The organism is Streptosporangium longisporum, assembly GCF_039534895.1.
In the GTDB taxonomy this organism is placed as follows: domain Bacteria; phylum Actinomycetota; class Actinomycetes; order Streptosporangiales; family Streptosporangiaceae; genus Streptosporangium; species Streptosporangium longisporum.
In genome coordinates this window covers 1,396,331-1,415,341 of the sequence record NZ_BAAAWD010000006.1, presented here as the reverse complement: position 1 = coordinate 1,415,341, position 19,011 = coordinate 1,396,331, and the positions used below count along the sequence as shown (strand labels likewise).

At 66.6% G+C, this 19,011-nt stretch carries 20 protein-coding genes, 1 tRNA gene and 1 pseudogene; 8 read left to right on the top strand and 14 right to left on the bottom strand.

The genetic code is table 11. The annotated features are described in order from the left end of the window. Positions 1-30 precede the first annotated feature (30 nt). Complete coding sequence (locus ABD832_RS10510; RefSeq protein ID WP_344891934.1) at positions 31-933, bottom strand: MerR family transcriptional regulator; 903 nt, start codon at positions 931-933, stop codon at positions 31-33. Between the two features lie 53 nt (positions 934-986). Here ABD832_RS10510 and rplK point away from each other — a divergent pair, with 53 nt between their 5' ends. After that, positions 987-1,412 carry a 50S ribosomal protein L11 gene (rplK, locus tag ABD832_RS10505; protein ID WP_344891931.1) on the top strand — a complete coding sequence of 142 codons (426 nt, stop codon included), beginning with the start codon at positions 987-989 and terminating at the stop codon, positions 1,410-1,412. A gap of 432 nt (positions 1,413-1,844) precedes the next feature. Continuing rightward, on the top strand, positions 1,845-3,026 hold the full coding sequence (locus ABD832_RS10500) for an AAA family ATPase (RefSeq protein ID WP_344891928.1): 1,182 nt from the start codon (positions 1,845-1,847) through the stop codon (positions 3,024-3,026). A 118-nt stretch (positions 3,027-3,144) separates the two neighbouring features. On the opposite strand, the gene ABD832_RS10495 is transcribed toward ABD832_RS10500, so the two are convergent. After that, positions 3,145-3,990 (bottom strand): MauE/DoxX family redox-associated membrane protein, encoded by an 846-nt coding sequence (locus tag ABD832_RS10495; RefSeq protein ID WP_344891925.1) that lies wholly within the window; start codon positions 3,988-3,990, stop codon positions 3,145-3,147. 5 nt (positions 3,991-3,995) lie between these two features. After that, positions 3,996-4,946: a hypothetical protein gene (locus ABD832_RS10490; RefSeq protein WP_344891922.1), complete on the bottom strand. Its 951-nt coding sequence runs from the start codon at positions 4,944-4,946 to the stop codon at positions 3,996-3,998. 244 nt (positions 4,947-5,190) lie between these two features. Between ABD832_RS10490 and ABD832_RS10485 the strand changes: the two genes are divergently transcribed. Next, positions 5,191-5,757, top strand: coding sequence for a SigE family RNA polymerase sigma factor (locus tag ABD832_RS10485; RefSeq protein ID WP_344891919.1), 567 nt, complete (start codon positions 5,191-5,193; stop codon positions 5,755-5,757). Positions 5,758-5,972: 215 nt separating this feature from the next. Here the strand turns inward: ABD832_RS10485 and ABD832_RS10480 are convergent, their stop codons facing one another. After that, on the bottom strand, positions 5,973-6,500 hold the full coding sequence (locus tag ABD832_RS10480) for a MarR family winged helix-turn-helix transcriptional regulator (protein WP_344891916.1): 528 nt from the start codon (positions 6,498-6,500) through the stop codon (positions 5,973-5,975). Positions 6,501-6,601: 101 nt separating this feature from the next. On the opposite strand from ABD832_RS10480, the gene ABD832_RS10475 reads away from it, so the two are divergent. Next, positions 6,602-7,165 carry a YceI family protein gene (locus ABD832_RS10475; protein WP_344891913.1) on the top strand — a complete coding sequence of 188 codons (564 nt, stop codon included), beginning with the start codon at positions 6,602-6,604 and terminating at the stop codon, positions 7,163-7,165. Positions 7,166-7,503: 338 nt separating this feature from the next. Further along, positions 7,504-7,593 (top strand) — tRNA-Ser (locus ABD832_RS10470). A gap of 89 nt (positions 7,594-7,682) precedes the next feature. Here ABD832_RS10470 and ABD832_RS10465 read toward each other — a convergent pair. The 10 genes from ABD832_RS10465 to ABD832_RS10420 all read right to left on the bottom strand — a co-directional run bounded on the left by ABD832_RS10465 (position 7,683) and on the right by ABD832_RS10420 (position 15,179). Next, the gene (locus tag ABD832_RS10465; protein WP_344891910.1) at positions 7,683-9,032 is read right to left on the bottom strand and encodes a tyrosine-type recombinase/integrase; all 1,350 of its coding nucleotides are present in this window, start codon (positions 9,030-9,032) and stop codon (positions 7,683-7,685) included. Next, the gene (locus ABD832_RS10460) at positions 9,029-9,229 is read right to left on the bottom strand and encodes a helix-turn-helix domain-containing protein (RefSeq protein ID WP_344891907.1); all 201 of its coding nucleotides are present in this window, start codon (positions 9,227-9,229) and stop codon (positions 9,029-9,031) included. Before ABD832_RS10460 ends, ABD832_RS10465 begins: the two co-directional genes overlap by 4 nt. A gap of 1 nt (position 9,230) precedes the next feature. After that, a complete protein-coding gene (locus ABD832_RS10455) occupies positions 9,231-10,928 on the bottom strand; it encodes a replication initiator (RefSeq protein WP_413224919.1) in 1,698 nt (565 codons plus the stop codon). Between the two features lie 5 nt (positions 10,929-10,933). Then, a complete protein-coding gene (locus ABD832_RS10450) occupies positions 10,934-11,128 on the bottom strand; it encodes a hypothetical protein (protein ID WP_344891901.1) in 195 nt (64 codons plus the stop codon). Continuing rightward, positions 11,125-12,549 carry an FtsK/SpoIIIE domain-containing protein gene (locus ABD832_RS10445; protein WP_344891898.1) on the bottom strand — a complete coding sequence of 475 codons (1,425 nt, stop codon included), beginning with the start codon at positions 12,547-12,549 and terminating at the stop codon, positions 11,125-11,127. The genes ABD832_RS10450 and ABD832_RS10445 overlap by 4 nt, the downstream gene beginning before the upstream one ends. An 83-nt stretch (positions 12,550-12,632) precedes the next feature. Then, complete coding sequence (locus ABD832_RS10440; RefSeq protein WP_344891895.1) at positions 12,633-12,953, bottom strand: hypothetical protein; 321 nt, start codon at positions 12,951-12,953, stop codon at positions 12,633-12,635. Beyond that, entirely contained in the window at positions 12,950-13,375 is a 426-nt protein-coding gene (locus tag ABD832_RS10435; protein WP_344891892.1) for a plasmid replication, integration and excision activator, read from the bottom strand. Before ABD832_RS10435 ends, ABD832_RS10440 begins: the two co-directional genes overlap by 4 nt. 121 nt (positions 13,376-13,496) lie before the next feature. Then, positions 13,497-14,228: a GntR family transcriptional regulator gene (locus ABD832_RS10430; RefSeq protein ID WP_344891889.1), complete on the bottom strand. Its 732-nt coding sequence runs from the start codon at positions 14,226-14,228 to the stop codon at positions 13,497-13,499. A 427-nt stretch (positions 14,229-14,655) separates the two neighbouring features. Continuing rightward, positions 14,656-15,006, bottom strand: coding sequence for a hypothetical protein (locus ABD832_RS10425; protein WP_344891886.1), 351 nt, complete (start codon positions 15,004-15,006; stop codon positions 14,656-14,658). Next, complete coding sequence (locus ABD832_RS10420) at positions 15,006-15,179, bottom strand: hypothetical protein (RefSeq protein ID WP_344891883.1); 174 nt, start codon at positions 15,177-15,179, stop codon at positions 15,006-15,008. Before ABD832_RS10420 ends, ABD832_RS10425 begins: the two co-directional genes overlap by 1 nt. Before the next feature lie 144 nt (positions 15,180-15,323). Between ABD832_RS10420 and ABD832_RS10415 the strand changes: the two genes are divergently transcribed. From ABD832_RS10415 to ABD832_RS42110, 3 genes and pseudogenes are all read left to right on the top strand, one after another. Further along, positions 15,324-16,661 (top strand): helix-turn-helix domain-containing protein, encoded by a 1,338-nt coding sequence (locus ABD832_RS10415; RefSeq protein WP_344891880.1) that lies wholly within the window; start codon positions 15,324-15,326, stop codon positions 16,659-16,661. Beyond that, entirely contained in the window at positions 16,658-17,371 is a 714-nt protein-coding gene (locus ABD832_RS10410; protein ID WP_344891877.1) for a creatininase family protein, read from the top strand. Before ABD832_RS10415 ends, ABD832_RS10410 begins: the two co-directional genes overlap by 4 nt. 395 nt (positions 17,372-17,766) lie before the next feature. Next, a pseudogene (locus ABD832_RS42110) lies at positions 17,767-18,528 on the top strand (NB-ARC domain-containing protein); the annotation flags it as partial. Positions 18,529-19,011: the final 483 nt, after the last annotated feature.

Below are 19,011 nucleotides of genomic sequence, written 5' to 3'. Positions count from 1 at the left end.
AAGCGACAAAAAACCATTGTAGGCGACCGGTCACCCGAGGTGGGAGGCCGCCGCGGCGGCGATCCACTCGTGGGCGACCACGGACTCCGGTGGCCAGGGCGTGCCGTTGACCACGGCCACCAGCTCCCAGTATCGCCCGGCGCGCGGGTCGTGCTCGGCGTAGTTGCGCACGATCACCTCCGGGCCGCACCCCTGCGCCTCGGCCAGGACCGCGACGATCCCGGCCACGACGGGCGCGGCTGCCTCCGAGCCCGGGGCCACGCCGTCCCGTACCGCGTCAAGTGCCGTCCTCGTGACCAGCGTGTCGGCCTCGATCCAGGCCGCGGGGTCGAGCCGGTCGGCGTTCTCCCAGAATTCGCCGCTCATCTCGCGCAGGCGGGCGCGGAAGCCGTCGTCGGCGAGCAGCTCGGTCAGCTCCAGCCAGGCGTCGAGCTGCTCGATGCCCGGCTCGTCGGGCAGCTCGGGCACCATGGCCGCGCGCAGGCCGCCGAGCCACTCCTGCCTGGCGGCGTTCTCCCCGGCGACGTCGTCGACGAACGCGTTCACCAGCGCGGTCGTCTCCGCCGCGCCGAGCCGCCCGAGGGCGTTGAGCCGGCGCAGGTCGTCGTCGGTGGGCTCGTCCCGCTCCAGCGTGGCCCTGAGCACCGCCCGGGTCCGCTGCAGCGCCCTGATCTGCGTCTCCACCGTACGAAGGTGCAGGGAGAGGACCTCGCCCAGGTCGCGTTCGCCGAGTGACCTGATGGTGGCCAGGTCGACGCCGATCTCGCGCAGCGTCCTGACGAGCTCCAGCCGCCCGCGGTCCTCGTCGCCGTAGAGGCGGTAGCCACTACGGGTACGGCCGCGCTCGGGGAGCACCCCGATGTCGGAGTAGAACCGGATCGTCTTCACCGGCAGCCCGGAGAGCCTGGCGAGCTGTCCGATCGTGTAGCTCATGGCGTGATTATTCCGTTGAGTCTCCAGTAACGGGAGACTTTAGCGTCCCGGGCATGTCGAAAAAGCAGATCAGCCGGATCGCCACCCTCCATCTCCCGGCCGGTGAGGCCGGTCCCGCGGCCGTCGGCAAGGACCTGGGCCCGCTGGGCCTGAACCTCATGGAGTTCTGCCGCCGGTACAACGAGGCCACCCAGGACCGGCGGGGATTCGTCGTCCCCGTCGTCGTCACCGTGTTCGAGGACCGCTCGTTCGAACTGACGATCAAGATGCCCACCACGGCCTCGCTGATCCGCCGGGTGATCGGCCTGGAGGAAGGCGCCTCCCGCCCCGGTCACCAGGCGGTGGGCACGATCACCCGCGCGCAGCTGCGGGAGGTCGCCAGGACCAAGCTGCCCGACCTCAACACCACCGACCTCGACCAGGCCGAGAAGATCGTCGCCGGTACCGCGCGCTCGATGGGCCTGACCGTCCGGGAGTGAGGCGGTACGCCGTGGACGTCCCGTGACGGCCGTGCGGACCCGGCCCGGCCCCGTCCGGTCCGCGGGTGGTCGGCCGGATCCGCGGGCAAGCGGTCCGCGGGTGGTCGGCCCGGTCCGCGGGTGAGCGGCTCCGGTCCGCGGGCGAACGGCCCGCGGGCGGTCGGCGCGGGAACCCGGATTCCTTGGGGAGGCTTTTCACCGAAACGTATCGCGCCTGTGTTCGAACCCGCGCTACAGTCATGGGCACGGGATCGAACACGGGTTCGGTCTGACGTCCGCCCAGGTGAAGGGGGGTGCACGGTGATGCTCGCGATATCGCCCACCGCGCCCGCCCCTGCCGCCCCCGATCGGGCGGACCGCGCGGCGACACGCCGTAGGTCTTTCTACGGAAATCTAAGCCGACCGCTATATCCCGTCATAAAGTCCGAGAGCGTGGACCCCGTTCGCAATCCCTACGCGCCCGGTGCCGGGCAGCGCCCCCCGGAGCTCGCCGGACGCGACCGCGAGCTCCAGCAGTTCGAGATCGTGCTGGAGCGGGTGGCCCGTGGCCGCCCGGAGCGCAGCATGGTGGTCACCGGGCTGCGCGGCGTGGGCAAGACCGTCCTGCTCAACACCTTCAAGTCGATGGCCATGCAGCGGCTCTGGGGCACCGGCAAGATCGAGGCCCGGCCGGACCAGTCGATCCGCCGTCCGGTGGCCGCCGCCATGCACATGGCGGTCAGGGAGCTGGCCCCGCGACATCGGGCGCCCGAGCGCATCGAGGAGTTCCTCGGCGTGCTCAAGGCGTTCGCGATGCGCGACCCGTCCGCCGCCAAGGGCACCTCGCACTGGTCGCCCGCGATCGACGTGCCCGCCGGTCGCGGGCGCGCCGACTCCGGGGACCTGGAGATCGACCTCACCGAGCTGTTCGTCGACGCCGCCGCGGTCGCCACCGACCTCGGGGTCGGGATCGCGCTCTTCATCGACGAGATGCAGGACGTGCAGGCCCCCGACGTCTCGGCGCTCTGCGCGGCCTGTCACGAGCTCTCCCAGAGCGGTGGCCCGCTGATCGTGGTCGGCGCGGGCCTGCCGCACCTGCCCAGCGTGCTCTCGGCCAGCAAGAGCTACTCCGAGCGGCTCTTCCGCTACGCCCGGATCGACCGTCTCGACCGCGAGGCCGCCGACCTGGCGCTCATCGCCCCGGCCGAGAGCGAAGGGGTGGAGTTCACCCAGGACGCCCTCGACGCCCTCTACGTGGCGGCCGACGGCTACCCCTACTTCGTCCAGGCGTACGGCAAGGTCGCCTGGGACCTGGCGCTGCGCAGCCCGATCACCGCCGAGGACATCAGGGTCTCCGCACCCGAGGCCGAGGAGGAGCTCGCGGTCGGGTTCTTCGGCAGCCGCTACGAGAGGGCCACCCCCGCCGAGCGCGACTACATGCACGCCATGGCCGCCATCGGCGACGAGCCGGTGGCGACGTCCGAGGTGGCCGAGGGGCTGGGACGCAAGCCGTCCAGTCTCTCCCCGGCGCGCGACAGTCTGATCAAGAAGGGCCTGATCTACAGCGCCGAGCGCGGGCTGATCGCCTTCACCGTGCCACATTTTGGAAAATTTCTGCGCTCACAACCGGTGTGACGAACGCATGTTCGATATCCTGTGAAGGTGCCGATAGCCCTCTATACGGCTCTCTAGTGGGGAAGCTAGAGAGCCGTATAGAGTCACATCGTGCTGCCCTAGAAAAATCTAGGGCTCTCTAGCGTCCCGCCGATATCGGCAGAGATTCGCCGAGAGGCTCACCCGCCACCGGACGGCCGTCGGAGCCGACCATGGCCACCCGCACCGCCGGGTGCCGTCCGCTCAGGTAGACCGCGAAGACCACGTCGACGGCGTCGCCGGTGTGGCTGCGTCCCGGATAGACGAAGAACCGCCAGCACAGCTCGCGCCAGCTGTCGACCGGCTCCGTGCCCGACAGCAGCTCCGCGTGCGAGCGCCAGACCGTGCTCGACCGCAGCCGTCCGAGCGCGGTGACCGGGTCCAGACGGCGCTGCTCGCAGGGCGCCCGGTGGCGGAGCCTGGCCACGGCCTCCTCGATCTCCGGGGAGAGCGCGGCCAGCAGCAGCAGCCCGCCGAGCGTGGCCGGGACGTGCCCCCACGTCATCGCGGCCATCATGTCCCAGCCGGGGACCGCGGGAAGCCAGACCAGTCCCGTGGACATGGCCGTCAGCACCACCGTCCGGCCCAGCGACCGCCGGCCCACCGGGATGGCGCTGACCTCGCCGAAGCAGCCGCATCCCGCGTCCGGCCGGCGGCGGCGCAGCTCCCACAGGACGTAGGTGGAGACGGCGAAGAACGCGGCCGTCCCCCACCGGAAGAACGGATGCCCGGTCGCCAGCAGGCCGCCGAGCAGGATCAGCTCGCCGGCCGCGCACACGAGCATCGCGATCGGACGCCAGCGTTCGGTCACCAGCACGGCGGGCCCCAGCCTGCTCAGCGTGCCCGGCTCCGTCGCCCGCGCGACCGTCCAGGCCTTCGCGGCCGTACCGGCGGCCAGCAGCAGGAGCACGACGGGCAACTGCCCCATGGCGATCGTCGTCAGCATCTGTGTCACCCCATTCCGAGCCGGGCGTTGAAGCACCCGGTGGTCAGGTCTCCGCCGAGCTCCACGAAGGAGTGCGGTGACAGTTCCAGGATCCGGCCGCGCGGGGACGTCCCGCACTCCAGGCATCGGTCGCAGAACCGGCCGGCCAGGCAGCCGCACCCCACGATCGGCAGGACGGAGGTGCGCCCGGCGCAGACGTTGCGCACGTTGAGCATCGAACCCAGCGCGAGGTACGGCAACCCGGTGCACGACACCCCGGCGTCCTCGCACGCCGTGTCGCCCCGCTCCAGCATCGGGTAGGCCACCCCCTGCTCGTCGTCGTCGAAGGTGTCCGACCAGGTCGCCGTGCCCGAGATGCGTGACTGCACACCGCCGTACCCGGGGGAGGGTGCCGGGACCGCCGTCCACCGGTAGGGCGGCTGCGAGGTCGCGGGCAGCCGGGCCTGCGACACGCCGCCCTCCCGTACCCCGATGGCGTCGAACAGGTACCCGGGCTCGAACCGGGGGTGCCTCACCCGGAGCCGTCCCGACGAGCGGTAGGGGATGACGATGGTGCGCCGGCCGCGGTGCGGCCCGCAGTGCAGCTCCACCGTGCGGTCCTTGCCCTCGGAGCCGATCGACTGGATCACCCCGGTGATCCTGGTGATGTCCGCCCAGATCCGGTCCACCACCCGGCCGGCCCGCAACGCCTTGATGATCACGTTGGAACCGACCGGCAGGTCGGCCGGGCTGATGGACTCCCCCCGCCAGGCGGTCGCCCAGGGGGCGATGACGAGCCGCTCCTCGCGGCCGTCGGGGGTGTCGATGACGATCAGATGCGGGCTGACGTCCAGGACCGTACCGCTGATCGAGTGCAGGAGCTCGCCTTCGAAGGGGAGAGGTCCCGGCTCCTGGACGGTCCGGCCGAGCGCGGCCGCCGCCAGCACGCGGCGGCGATCGGCGCTGTGATAGGGCATCGTCGCTCCCCAGGTTCTGCGAGGTGTGGCAGCCAGCGTCACATGCTTCGCGGAATCCCGCTGTCCGCTCCACCAATAATCGGGGTAGGTGTCCGCCCCGGTACTAAAGTTCCCCTTCCTGGTGGAACGCATTGGTGTCCGTCCGATGACAAACCGTTCTCTATCCCTTGGATGCGGTCCATCATCCATCGAAACCGATCTTTGCTCTTTATAGATGAAATATAGGTTCCGGTTCAGCCGCAGTATGGATTCCGGCTGCGATCGTGGCCATCATGAGCACCCGGAGCGCGGGGTGGTGATCGCGGTGGCCGGCGGGATCGACGAGGAGTTCCGCGAGTACGTCGTCGCCCGCGGCCCGACACTGCTGCGCGCCGCCCACCGGCTCACCGGCCACCCCAGCGACGCCGAGGACCTGCTCCAGGCCGCGCTGGTCAAGACCTACCTCGCCTGGGACCGCATCCAGGACCGCGCAGCGCTGGACGGCTACGTGCGACGGGCGATGGTCAACATCAACATCTCCTGGTGGCGGCGGCGGAAGCTGGAGGAGTACCCCTCCGAGCACCTCCCCGAGCCCGCGGCCCCGGGCGACCGCCACCTGCCGGAACGGGTCGAGCAGGCGCTGGACCGGTTGCCCGTCCGGATGCGGACCGCCGTCGTCCTGCGCTACTACGAGGACATGACCGAACCGGAGATCGCCAGGACGCTGGGCATCAGCGTCGGAACGGTCAAGAGCACGGTCTCGCGGGGGATGGCCAAGCTCCGGGGTGACCTGGCCCCGCCGGAGAACCGGCGGCTGGAACCCCAGCCCTGACGTTCCGCACCGGGCACCTTTGCGAACGCCCGCTCTCTTGGGCGGTGCGCTCTCTTCGGTGGTGCGTTCTCTTCGACGGCCGGTTTCTTCGGTGCCGCGTTCTCTTGGGCGGCCGGTCTCTTCAGTGGTGTGTTCTCTTCGGTCGCGCGGTCTCTTGGAGAGTGGGTTTTCCAGGGGATTCGGTGACCGTCGCGGGGACGCTCTTTCCCGGTCGTTCAACGCCCCTCGACGTCACGGGGGCCGGGGCAGTCCGTCCCGGCGAGCTCGGCGGTGGGCGCCCCTTCCGCTCCCGCGGTCGCACAGGGCCGTACGGCATCGCGAAGGATGCGGAGCGTGTCCAGGAAGGCGTCGAGCTGCTCGGGGGAGAGCAGTCCGGTGAACCAGGTCTCGACGTCGGCGAGATGCTGGGGCAGGACGCCGCCGAGCCGGTCCGTCCCGGCCTCGGTGATGACCGCGTAGGAGGTACGCCGGTCGGTGGTGCACGCCTGCCTGGCGACCAGTCCCTCGCGCTCCAGCCGGTCGACGACCCGGGTGACCCCGCTCGTGGACAGGCTGGTCTGCGCCGCCAGGTCGCTCATCCGCAGCCGCTGCCGGGGTGAACGCGCCAGCCGGATCAGTGTCTCGAAGTCGATCACCGAGAGCCCCGCGGTCGCGAAGAGCGCGCTCGTCTTCGCCGCTATGCCGCTGTGGACCTCGGAGAGCAGGCCCATGGCCGTGAGGCGGGAGTCGTCAAAGGGGATCACGTTCACACCCTATCCGACGATAGTTGACGCGAGGAATATTCCTCCTGTAGAAATCTGTTGTCACAACCATCCGCACAGCAACTACCCCTCGGGAGCACACAATGACCACTCGGACCTGGGAGAACCTCCAGATTCCCGCCGCGGGCACCTACGTTCTCGACGCCGCCCACACCCGGGTCGGTTTCCTCGTCAAGCACATGATGGTGAGCAAGGTTCGCGGCCACTTCGGTGAGTTCGCCGGCACCGTCACCATCGCCGAGAACCCGCTGGACTCCTCCGCGGAGATCACGATCAAGGCGGAGAGCATCACCACCGGCGCTCCCGACCGCGACAACCACCTGCGTGGCGACGACTTCCTGGGCGCCGACAAGTTCCCCGACCTGACCTTCCGCAGCACCCGCGTGCTCGGCCACTCCGGCGACGAGTTCACCCTCGCCGGCGACCTCACCATCCGTGACGTCACCAAGCCGGTCGAGCTGACCGTCGAGTACGGCGGCGCCGGCACCAACCCGTGGGGACAGACCCTCTGGGGCTTCTCGCTCACCGGCGAGATCGACCGCGAGGAGTTCGGCCTGACCTGGAACCAGGCGCTGGAGACCGGCGGCGTCCTGGTCGGCAAGAAGATCAAGATCGAGATCGAGGGCGAGGCCAACCCGGCCGCCTGATCCTCGCGGACGGCTCGGAGCCCTCGGCCCTGCCGGGGTGACGCACCCGGTCCTCCCGGAGCGGCGAGCCTCTGCTTCGGGCGGCGAACCCGGCCTTCCCGGGTGGCGAGAAACCGTTAAAATCATCCATGATGTGAGATGTAGCGTCCCGGCAGATGGGAATCCACAGCGCTCCCGCCCTCCCCATCTGTGGACTCCCCAACTTGTCCACAGGGCAGGGAAGAGTTATCCACCATCTGTGGATAACTCTTCCCCAACTCTTGCCCGGGACGCGATCGACAACCGCTTTGCCGCCTCGCCGGATGGCCGGTACTCTGTGCTGAGCCGAACGGCAACCAGGAGGCTTCGCCTAGTCAGGTCTATGGCGCCGCACTGCTAATGCGGTTTGGGTTTACCGCCCATCCGGGGTTCAAATCCCCGAGCCTCCGCAGGTCAGAGGCCCTCTCCCGAGACTTGGGAGAGGGCCTTTTTTGATCTTCGAAGGCTTCATAGTTGCAGTCCTAGTTGCAACGAGGGGTCAGGACTCCCCCCAGAGCGCCGAGGCCAGACGTTCGCCGGCGTCGCGCATGAGCGGTGTGGACACATGTGCATAACGCTCGGTCGTGGTCACCCTCGTGTGGCCCAGGACCTCCTGAACGACCCGGATGTTCACCCCTTGCTCGATGAGCAACGTCGCGGCGGTGTGGCGAGCGTCGTGCACCCGCACGTCCCGGACCCCGGCCTGCTTGAGGATGTTTTTCCACACCTTCCAGTCCTCGGTGCGCTCGATCGGGCCGCCATGGCGGGTGGCGAACACGAGGTCGTGATCCTCCCAGCGGTCCCCCGCCTTGAGACGCTCCGCCGCCTGGATCTTGCGGTGTGCCTTGAGTAGCGCGAGCAGCTCGGGAGGGCATTGAAGGGTGAGCTTGCTCTTGCCCTTTCGCTGGCGGAAGACGATGCCCCCGCCCGTACGTTTCGGGCACCTGTCGGCATGGCTCGTACAGTCCTTGAGGCAGGTCCTCTTGAAACAGGTGTGCCCCTGCTTCTTACAGTCCGCCTTGCAGCCCGGGTTATGCCCGTGATCACCGCACTTCTTCTTGCAGGGCCAGCGGTGCCACTTCTCCCCGCATTCATGGGGATCGGCGCATCCGTGTTGCCACTCGGTGCGCTGGATCTGGAACCACGCCCTGATCACTCCGGTCTCCAGGTCGACGTACTGCCAGCGGAGCCCGAGCGCTTCGCCCTGGCGGATGCCGAGAGCCAGAGCCACCGACCAGCGCGCGCCGTTCCGCCGGGTGCCGGCCACGTTGAGGATGTCGCGGGCTTCCTCGCGGGTCAGCGGTTCGATCTCGGTGGACGCAGCCGAGGGGGCGTCGACGAGGGTCGCGACGTTCCGCGTGAGCTTGTTGCGGCGCACCGCGATGGTCAGCGCCCGCGACAGGATGCGATGAACCTTGAGCACGGTGCTGGTCGAGAGGTTCTTCTCAAGCATCGTGGTGTAGGCCGTGTCGAGGTGTTCGGGGGCGAGCCGGTTGAGCCGATGCCGCCCGAGCAGCGGAATGATCCAGTGACGCGTCTTGGACCGGTAGTCCGTCAGGGTGCGCGGCGCCATCTTGCCGGAGATCACGAGCCGCTCACAGATCACGTCGAGATACTCGTTCATCCACTCGGCGACGGTGGGCGCACGGCCGGGCTTGGTGACCTGCCCCGACTCCCGGTTGTTCTCCAGTTCCCTGACCTTGCGGGTCACTTCGGCCTCGGTCTTGGCCATCCGGTGACGACGGTCGAGGGAGCCGTCCGGCTTGATGCCCAAAGTGACCCAGCCGTGCCAGTAGCCGTCATTACCGAAGTAGATCGAGGACCGGCCGTCCGGCTTCTTCGCCATCATGCGGCCTCTTCCTGGGAGAGGCCGGCCTTGGCCTCCAGCGCACGGGCGAACTCGTGGAGCGCCCACCGGGGGACCAGCCGGTATCCCTCGTCTTTGATCGACTTGAGTTCACCGGACTTGATCAGGCGGAAGACGGCCGTACGGCTCATGCCGAGCATCACGGCGGCGTCCTTGGGCCGGTAGAACAGTGGTTCCATGTCAGGCCGCCTTTCCGATTGCCGAAAGATCCTCGATCGGTCGTCCGTCCGCTCTGGCTTGGAGTTCGATCAGGCGTGCGCGGGTACGCCGGCGGTTGGCGACCTCGCGCAGCAGCCGTTTGGCTAGTGGAGTGCGATTGGGGTCTTTGGAGGAGACCGGTCGCCAGACGTAGCGGTGTGGGTCGGTCACGGTGTCGTCGGGAAGGCCGAGCATGTCAAGCACCCAGGCCCGCCGGTCCTGCTTGTGTTCGCGCAGGGTCTTGTTGGACCACTTGCGTGAGACCAGGACGCGCCGTCCGGCGTAGCCGAGGTGTTCGGCCTTGTGCGCCTTGCCACGGCATCGGCCCGGCAGCATGCCGGCCTTGGCTCCCTTGGGCTGGATTCCGTAGCGCAGCCAGTTCGCGCAGGTGGGCGAGCAGGGTTCGTAGCGCAGTGCTTCGACCATGCGGGTGACGTGGTCGCGGCGGGCGTGGTCGCCGACGTCCTTGGCATCGAGGGGGTCACCGAGGTTCTTGGTCAGGTACTTCGACAGGTAGATGAGGCACTGATCGGCATCGGGCGATCCGGCCAGGACACCCTGAACATCGGCCTGAGCCCCGAAGCGGACCACGTGCAGCGGTTCGGCCGTCTCGTCGGTGTCGAGCCGGTCGAGTGCCTGGTCCCAGGTGGGCAGGAGTTCCCCGGTGGCCGGGTCGAGGTAGTCGCCGCTCTGTCCGTCCGGATAGGGCTCGGCGCGTTCGGTCCGGGGTGCCCAGATGGGCAGGTGGTCGCCGTCGAAGCGGACTTCATCGACCGATGGCCACCAGACCTGGTGGTAGGTGGCGGCGGCGATGGCTTTGACCTCCGCGCGGGGCATGGTGCCGCGGATGGCCATGTGCAGGTGCGGGGCGAGGCGCTTTTGGGGTTCGACGGAGGCGAAGTACTGCACGTCGTAGCCGGCCACCCGGCGGAGGTTCTGCACGAAGCGGTCGACGAGCTTGGAGAAGTGCAGGGCGTCGCGGGCCGCGCGAGCGTAGTCGTAGGTGGCCGGGTCGACCGGGACGCCGTTGCGCACGCGCCCGTAGGAGGGAAGCGTCAGGGTGACGAACAGCGAGGGCCGGTAGACCTTGCCATCGGAGGCGATGAACGTCCGGCCCAGGGTGGTGTCCTGCTTGGCCCGCTTGGGCAGGTCGGGGGCGTCCTGGCGGCGTCTGGTCGAGCGGGAGCGCTTGGGGGTCGCCCTGCCACCCAGGACGTTGCCGCGCATGCCGGCGGCGTTGATCTCCGCATCGATCCCGGCGATCGCCTCATCCCAGTCGAGGGTGTCTTCCCCGTTGCGTTCGGCCTCGTCCCGCTTGGCCTGTACGTCGGCCCGGAACTCGATCAGCCATTTCTGGTCGTCGGTGGAGGGGTGGGGTTCGGCGACGGGCTCGATCTCCAGATGCCAGCCCTCACGGCACTGAGCCTTGCGTAGTTGTTTGTTGCGCATGGCGCACGGCGAACACTTGGCTTCCTGGGTGGTGCCGCAGGGGATGTTGAACGACTCGACCGTGCCGGTGTGGGTGTCCAGGCGTCGCAGTTCGATCGGGCGGATGCACACGCCGTGGAGCTTGGCGACCTCCACCGCGACGTCCAGGGCGATCGGCAGGGTGTCACGGACGAGACGGGGAAGGGTGCGGTCGGAGCCGTCAGGGGAGAGAGCGGATGGGGAAGTGGGGATGTCGGTCACATGTCCTCCTCTCGGGCGAGCACGTCGGCGGTGAAGCGGTAAGAAGCGCTGTAGGGGTCGCGTCGCAGTCGGATGTTGACCAGGTCGGAGAGCACCAGCTCAAACCGTGGCGGGGAGTCGGACAGGGTGCCCAGGAGGCGGAAGGGAATCGTGTCGATCTCGGCGAGGGTGCCCTGAATGATGATCTTCACTGGGTTGCCTCCTCGGCGAAGTCGGCGACCATGGCGCGGATGTCGGCGTCAGAGACGTAACCGGCACGGGCGCGGATCGGCTCAGGTGAGGTCTCCAGGCGGACGTAGCCGATGCCCGCGCCCTGCTCGGGAACCGAAGAGATGTGATCGGCCAGCGCCCCACGATCCCGGGCACCGTCGCCGAGCACCATGTCCACCTGTTCCGACTCGTCCAGCCGGAGAGCGATCTTGTCGGGGAACAGGTTGCGGACGTTCATGACCTCCTTGCGCGGGTCCTGAAGAGCGGCCATTACGCCGAACCCGACCGCCCGGCCCTGGGTGGTCAGCGTGGCCAGAGCGGCGGAGATGCGGAGCTTGAGGCCCTTGTCGGACTGGTAGGCGGTCAGGAACGCCACCTCGTCGACCACCACCAGGACGAACGGGTCATCGACGGTGGGGGTGTGGGAGCGCTGGAGTCCTGCGAACCGGTCGGCCCGCTCCTGCATGACCTTCACGGCCGCTTCCAGTAGATCGGCGCAGTCGGCAGGGTTCGCGGCATAGCGGTCGCCGAACAGGTCACGCCCGAAGGACAGTTCCATCCGCTTGGGGTCCAGCGCCCAGACCTGGACCAGGCCCGCCCGTACCGCAGGCAGGAGACCGCGAATGGTGGACCAGATGACCGAGCCCTTGCCCGCACCGGTGGCGCCGGCCACCAGGACATGAGTGCCGTGGACCTTGAGCCGCCACGGAGTGCCGTCCTCACACCGGCCGATCTCCACCGGCCCGACCGATGCCGTCTCAGGGATCGGTAGCGCTGGCAAGGGCGTGGCCAGCGGGTCACGCCGGGGGAAGGCCAGCAGCAGGCGCCCCGACCGAGCGACTGTGACCCGGCAGGAGGTGGCGCCGAAGCCGTGCGCGAGGTGGTCGATGCGGTCGGTCCAGTCCTTGACCGACTGTCCGCTGATCATTTTCACCGTGACCAGGTCGGCCCACGAGGTGCAGGTGACGCGCACGATGTGAGGCAGGTAGTCCCGGCCGCGCAGGTTCCGGCCGAGCCCGGAGACGATCATCACCGGTTGCCAGTGACGGCGGTAGATCCATGTCAGGCGCCAGAAGGCTAGCAGTCGCCAGCCGATCCAGCGGTTGAACGAGGACCGGTCGAAGAACGGCCAGGGCGCCAGCAGTGACACGGCGGCGATGACGACGACCAGGGCGAGGCGCCAGCCGTACAAGATGGTGAGCGCGACCGGAACGGCGACCAGGGCCAGGGCGATCGGGTGGCGCCAGATGAGCCGGACGATTCCGGTCAGCAGGCGCCACAGGAAGATGGTGATGGTGAGGATGGCCGGGGTGCGCACCACGGCCGGCCGGAACACTATGGCGGTGTCGGGGGTCGTGGTGACGAGGGTGCGTGCTTCGTCACCGGGCAGTTTTTTGAACATTAGGCTTGGGTCCTCTCTTGATTTGCTGTCTGGGGAGATTGAGGGGCCGCCGGAATGCCAGTTCTGGCGGCCCCGCTTGCGTGTCAGGCTGTGACCTCCTCCAGGCCCGGCAGCATCACCGTGGTGTTCTGGGTGGTGTGCAGGAGCTCGCAGTAGGTCAGGTAGCGGGCGGCGGCGTCGGCGATCTGCCGGGCGAGGGTGAGGTCTTGTGCGGTGACCGGTCCGCCGCCGGTGGTGGAGATGATCACCTGGGCCTCGCGGGAGGACAGGTGCAGGAAGGGGCGTTCTCCGTCGGCGCCCAGTGCCATGACCGACAGGTGCGGGGTGCGAAACGAGGTGTCGAGGCGGGTGCCGTTCTCGTCGACGCTCACCACGGCGCGGGTGTAGGGCCGGTGCTCTTTCACGCGGCCATCTCCTTACCGGCCGATGCCTTGACCGGGGCCGTGGCGGATCGGGGAGCGCGCATCGCTCGTGCGCGTAGGGACCAGGCCAGGCGGCCGGTCTTTTCGGCGACGTAGGCGGTGGCGGTCATGCCGTCGAACTCCACCGGGACGAACGGCAGGCCCGGCAGCGGAGGCGGGGGGACCGGCTGGACCGGGGAGAGGATCTTGACGGCCACGGTCTTCTGTCCGGCCTTGAGGGTGGGGTCGGCGTCCATGACGGCGACCTGCCAGACGAGTTCGCCGGTGGTCTTGTCCTTGGCATAAACGGTGCGTCCACCGGTCGAGGCGGTGAAGTCCTTGACCTGCTCGACCTCGCCGACCACGTAGCAGCCGTGCGGGAAGACCTGGTCGAAGCTGACAGGGATCGGGCCTTGGATGGCCATGGTGCAACACTCTCCTTCTTGACTACTCAGTCTGCTTGACTGACCAAGTTGAGTCTTTATTAAGCACGAAGCCCGCTTGGTTAGTCAAGTGCACCAAGCGGGCTTCATGGGGAAAGTTGGATTACCGGATCGGGTAGGCGTCTTCCAGCTCGTGAAGGTCACCGGGGAGTACGGTCTCCACCACCACCCACGGCTTGCCTGTCGCATCACAGGCGACGGCGTACACGGTCAGCAGCGCGGCCGAGGGCTTCACGCCCAGAAGCTTGCGCTCCTCAAGGGTGGGGTTGCGCGCGGTGATGTGCTCGATGATGTGGTCCAACGAGACGCCGGCCGCACTCTCCACGTAGCGCCGGATGCCCTGCCGTAGATCGGCCGACTCCGCCAGGGCCGTACCTTCGGCGACATCGGCCGGAACCCAAGTACCGGAGATCTCGGTGGGCTCACCGTCGCGCTCCACCAGGATCTTGCGCAGCACGACCGTGGATTTCTGCTCCAGGGCGAGGTAGGCGGCGATGCGGTTGGGAGCCTCGACCGGTCCGGCCGCCAGCAGCTTGCTCGTGGCCTGGGTCTCTGTCCGGTCGAGGAGCTCGCGGCCCGTGCGCGCCTTCTGGTCCTTGGGGATCGCCGGGCGACCGCGTACGAAACGGCCCTTGCCTTGTTGGGTGACGATCCATCCCTGATCACGCAGGACGCCGAGAGCCTTGACCACGGTGGGCCGCGCCATGCCGAACTCCGCCATGAGCGTGTGTTCGCTGGGCAGCAGCGAGCCCGCAGGATACTCACCGGAGTCGATACGCCGTTCAAGCTCGGCGATCAACTGCGCGTACTTGGGAGGCGTGTACTCAAACGACATTAGAGCCTCACATTCAACATGCTTGTCTAGCCAAGCAGGCTATCAGCGCATGTTGATGGTGCGAAGCCCTTCGGTCGACAGGAAGTTCTCACCCGCAACGCGGCGGCACGACCGATCATGGCCGGCCGTGCCGCCGCGTCCGCCTACCGGGCCTCCCCGGAGAGCAACGCCCTCCATATATCGCTGGCCTGCCGGATCGGCCACCGATAGGTCTCGTGAACTTCGGGACTCCCGTCCAGTTGAAGCGTGCGCCGGATGAAGCCTCGCCCTCCGGCCTGGCACAGCTCGTACAGCGTGGCCCGGCACCGACAGGTCCAAGTGATCACCCGTAGCCGTTCGGTCCCTCTGTCAGGACTCAGCCAGACCAGCCGCGTATGACCGCCCTGCGGCGTGGACACATGAGGGCTCAGGCAGCTCGTCAACTCGATCATTGCGGAGCACACCCACTCGGGCCGGGAACCGGAACCGGTCCCCGCTTGCGAAGCTCAAGGCAACGATCGGCCACCCGGCGCGCGGCGGTCACCGGATCGCTCGCGGGACAAAAGGCATAGCGCTGATAACGAGCCTGGCCCGTCTGCTCTCCGGCCCACCAGCGAAACACCCGGCCATCGGTCCACACCACCAGCCCGAACCAGACCGACACCAATGCCAGCCCGTACCCGTCGTGAACGTCCGAGGCGATGTTCAACGCCGACAGTTCATCGCGCAGACGTCGCGCCGCCCGTACCGGCGTGATCGCCTTCTGCCGACTGATGGCCGGAATCTCATGCCCGCTCATCAGGCCGCCACCTCGCCGGCGCCCAGGCAGTCGAAGCACGCGATCCGGACCGGCTTGACCACCTGGCCGTCGATGCGGCACTCCACATCGGCGCGACTCCGGCGGATCCACCGCCAGCCACGGCCACAGCAGGCTCCACATCCCTGACCCGTCGACTCATCCTCGGCAACCATGGATCAAGGTTCGCCCTCAGGGGTTGTCGAACCCATCCCGAGCCGGAATCCCTGCCCCGGATATTCGATATCCCTTGACGGGATAACTTCCAGCGGCAAGCGTTGGGTATTCGGAAGTCGAGGCCACAAAGGGAGATAGCACGTATGCCAGCAGATGCGACTAAACCAGTCGTTATCTTGCCGGAACTGTGGCAGCGTCCCGAAATGCTATCGGCTCTCCAAAATCGCAATGTCGGCCAGGTTTTTCAACTGGTCCGTCAATACGCCGGGGTCAGCCAAACCCGCATCGGTACCGCCGTGAACCTCAGCCAAGGCAAGATCAGCGAGATCATGAGGGGCACGATCAGGGTCACCTCGTTCGAGGTGTTCGAGCGCGTCGCCGATGGCCTGGACATGCCGGATTCCGCCAGGCTGGCTCTCGGACTTGCACCGCGACGGCCTCAGGCTGTCAGCGCACACCAGCACACATCACCCGCACCACCGTCCGATGACGCGGAGCCGTCATCACGTACCGGCCCGTTGACGCCGTACCTGGCCAATCTGACCGGAGCATCCAGCCGCCCCGTCATATCCGGACTTCGGCACATTCTCACCGGCCATATCCAGGCCGAGGCCATCATGGGGCCGCTACTCGTGATCAACGCCGTACGAGATCACGTCCCTGTGGTCGGGCAGGTCTGCCGGGTGACCCGAGGAGCCGACCGCGTCGAAGCTCTGAACTTCGCCAGTGAGCTCCTGGAGTTCTGCGGATGGCTTCACCAAGACCTGGGTGACTTCACCGGCGCCACGATGTGGACCAACAAGGCCCTGGACTACGCCATGGAACTGGGAGACCAGCGCGTCATCTCCTACATCCTCATGCGTAAGAGCATCATCGCCACCGAGGCCGGCGACTACGGCCACGGCCTTGGACTGGCGAACACGGCCCTGGCCCATCCCGAAGCCCTCACCCCCCGGCTCAGAGCGGTCGTCCTGAGAACCCGCGCGGCGGCCAACGCCCACCTGGGAGAAGCGGCAGACTCCGCCCGCGATTCAGAGACGGCTTTTGCCGAAGCCACCGCGGGGACGACGCAGAGCGAGAACGACCGCGCCCCGTACTGCACTCCCGCCTACATCGCCATGGAGACCGGTGCGACCCGCGTACTGCTGGGCGAGGCCACCGCGGCCATCCCCATCTTCGAAGCCAGCCGGCCCCAGTGGGGCGACTCCAGCCAAACACGCGATCACGTCTTGTTCCTGGCTCGCATGGCCACCGCCTACGCCATAGCAGGCGAGCGCGAGCAGGCTTGCGCGGTGACCGAAGAAGCCCTCTCTCGCACACAGGCCCTTCGCTCCAGCCGGGTCGCCGCTCAGCTCACCGTGCTGCATGGGCACCTGGCGCGATGGGCGACAGACGCCTACCTGGCAGACTTGCTCACCAGACTCGGAATCCTCTTGAAGTCCTTCTCCCTGCCCGTACCCCAGCCACGAGGAGACCGGTGATTCCCCTGCTGCCCACCGCGACCACGACCGAGGAACGCCAGCGCAACGCCGACGTTGCGATCCTTCCCGTCGGGAGCTTCGAACAGCACGGCGACTACCTGCCGCTCAGCACCGACACCATCGTGGCGACCCTGATAGCCCGCCAGGTCGCCGACGCCTACCCTGTCCTGCTGCTGCCGCCAGTGACGATCTCCTGCTCCCACGAGCACAGCGCATGGCCCGGAACCGCCAGCATCTCCGCACGCACCCTGCACGCGATCGTCACCGACGTCTACGACTCCATCACCCGCTCCGGCCCCACGGCCCTGGTCGTCGTCAACGGCCACGGGGGCAACTACGTCCTGAGCAACGTCGTCCAGGAGGGCAACGCCGAAGGGCGTCGCATGGCACTGTTCCCCTCCCGAGAGGACTGGAACGAGGCCCGAGACGCTGCCGGACTCACCAGCTCCATGCACGAGGACATGCACGCCGGCGAGCTGGAGACCTCCCTGCTGCTGCACGCCTACCCCGAAGCGATCCGCACCGGCTACGAGTCCGCCGACTGGATCGCCGACGACCGCCGCCACCTCCTGACCAAGGGAATGCAGGCCTACACCGACAGCGGAGTCATCGGCCGGCCCTCACTGGCCACTGCCGAAAAAGGCAAGGCCCTGCTCGACAGCCTCACCACCGGCTTCACCGAGGTGCTCAGCCTCTTCGCGAAGCTCTGAGCGACGATACGTCGGCTGAGCGCAACCTGAGTCATTGCCGAATTGTTCTCATAGGTATCAAGACGGCGGCGCGCCGCGCCGCCGTAATGGGCCCTCTGCCGCCTGCCGCCCGGGCGTGCGGCGTGGGCGCCGGTCCCGGTCGGCAACGGCTCGGGCCCTCCACCGATCAGCACCACCACTGTTGCTAAAAGTACTCGCCGGCCCAGCAACCGCCAGCGCATTGTTCTGCCGCCCATCTGAGGGCTTCACCGTTGCGGACACCTCCTCAGTCTGTATATTTAGCACTAAAAGTCTATGTTCCTAGCGCTTAATCACGAGGTGCATCACTATGAGCCCTTAATTAACCATAAAGATGATCTAACGCGCTTTGATCTGTCACCATAGATGCATACAGAATGACTCGGGGCGTATGGGGAAGGTTTAATAACCCGAACGTTTCCCAACTCTCGATTAAATTTAAAGGTCCGCATATGATGAGATGGCTCGGCGCCCTAATAATAATTATCGCTACCGCTGGCACTTCTTGGTGGCTCTGGACTACGTACGGTTGGCCTTCGGGGCATGACAACGACCATGCCGCAATGCGAAACGATGTTGCTATTGCAATAGCGTCCCTTGCCGGAGCGTTCATTCTGGCGGTTTTCACAGCATGGGCTTCTAAACCTCGACAAGAGTCCAGAAGAAAACGATCGGGGAAATCTCACACTGCCCAGTCGCCCTTCATGGTTGAAGATGAGGACGTGCCTCTGGTTTCCAGAATTACTTTGCTCGGCCAAGTAGTGGAAAATATTCGCGAGTCGGGTCCAGGCCCACACCCAACCGTAATTGTAGGACCAGGAGGGTTCGGAAAGACCGTTCTAGCCCGAGAGGCTTGTCGGAAGTTAAAGGCAAATTACCCTGGTGGAATACTATGGGTTTCGCTGGGCGAGTCGATATCGGCAGTAGAATTAGCTGCAAAAATACAGTTTCTTGTAGAAGTCCTTACTGGACAGCGGGAAGAGGAATCAAATCCAATCCATGCAGGGTACCGTCTCGGACAAGTGTTAGATGAACGGCCTCCTACGCTGCTTGTCGTCGATGATGTCTGGGACGCCGAACATCTTGCTCCCTTGTTGCAAGGTGGGAGACCTTGTACACGGATGGTTACGACGCGGATTGCGAGTCTAGGGCCAATAGAAAGCTCTAAGGTGATAGTCGGTGAGATGTCCAGCATCGAAGCGCACACCCTTCTATCCCGATGGATTGGAGATCACCCCAGTCGGATAACAGGAGCTCTAATCGAACAGGCATCGCGATGGCCTCTCTTGCTGTCCCTAATTGGGTCAGCGATTGCAGATATGGTCGAGCAAAATATGCCCCTGGATCGCGCAATAGAAATTTACGATCGTCTTTTGCGAGACATGGGGCCCGCCGCACTCGACAATCATTTGGACGAGGCATTTAGAGGTCGCCTGATAGCGTCCACTATACATTTGAGTCTCAAAAGATTGAGTGAAAGCGAACGAGAAAGATACTACGCACTCGGGATCTTCCGCGATGCTGAACGCGTGCCTCGAACGATGGTCAGGCTTATATGGGAATCAATAAGCAATGCCAGTTCTGATGATACGGACATTCTATGCGCCAGGCTAACGACTCTT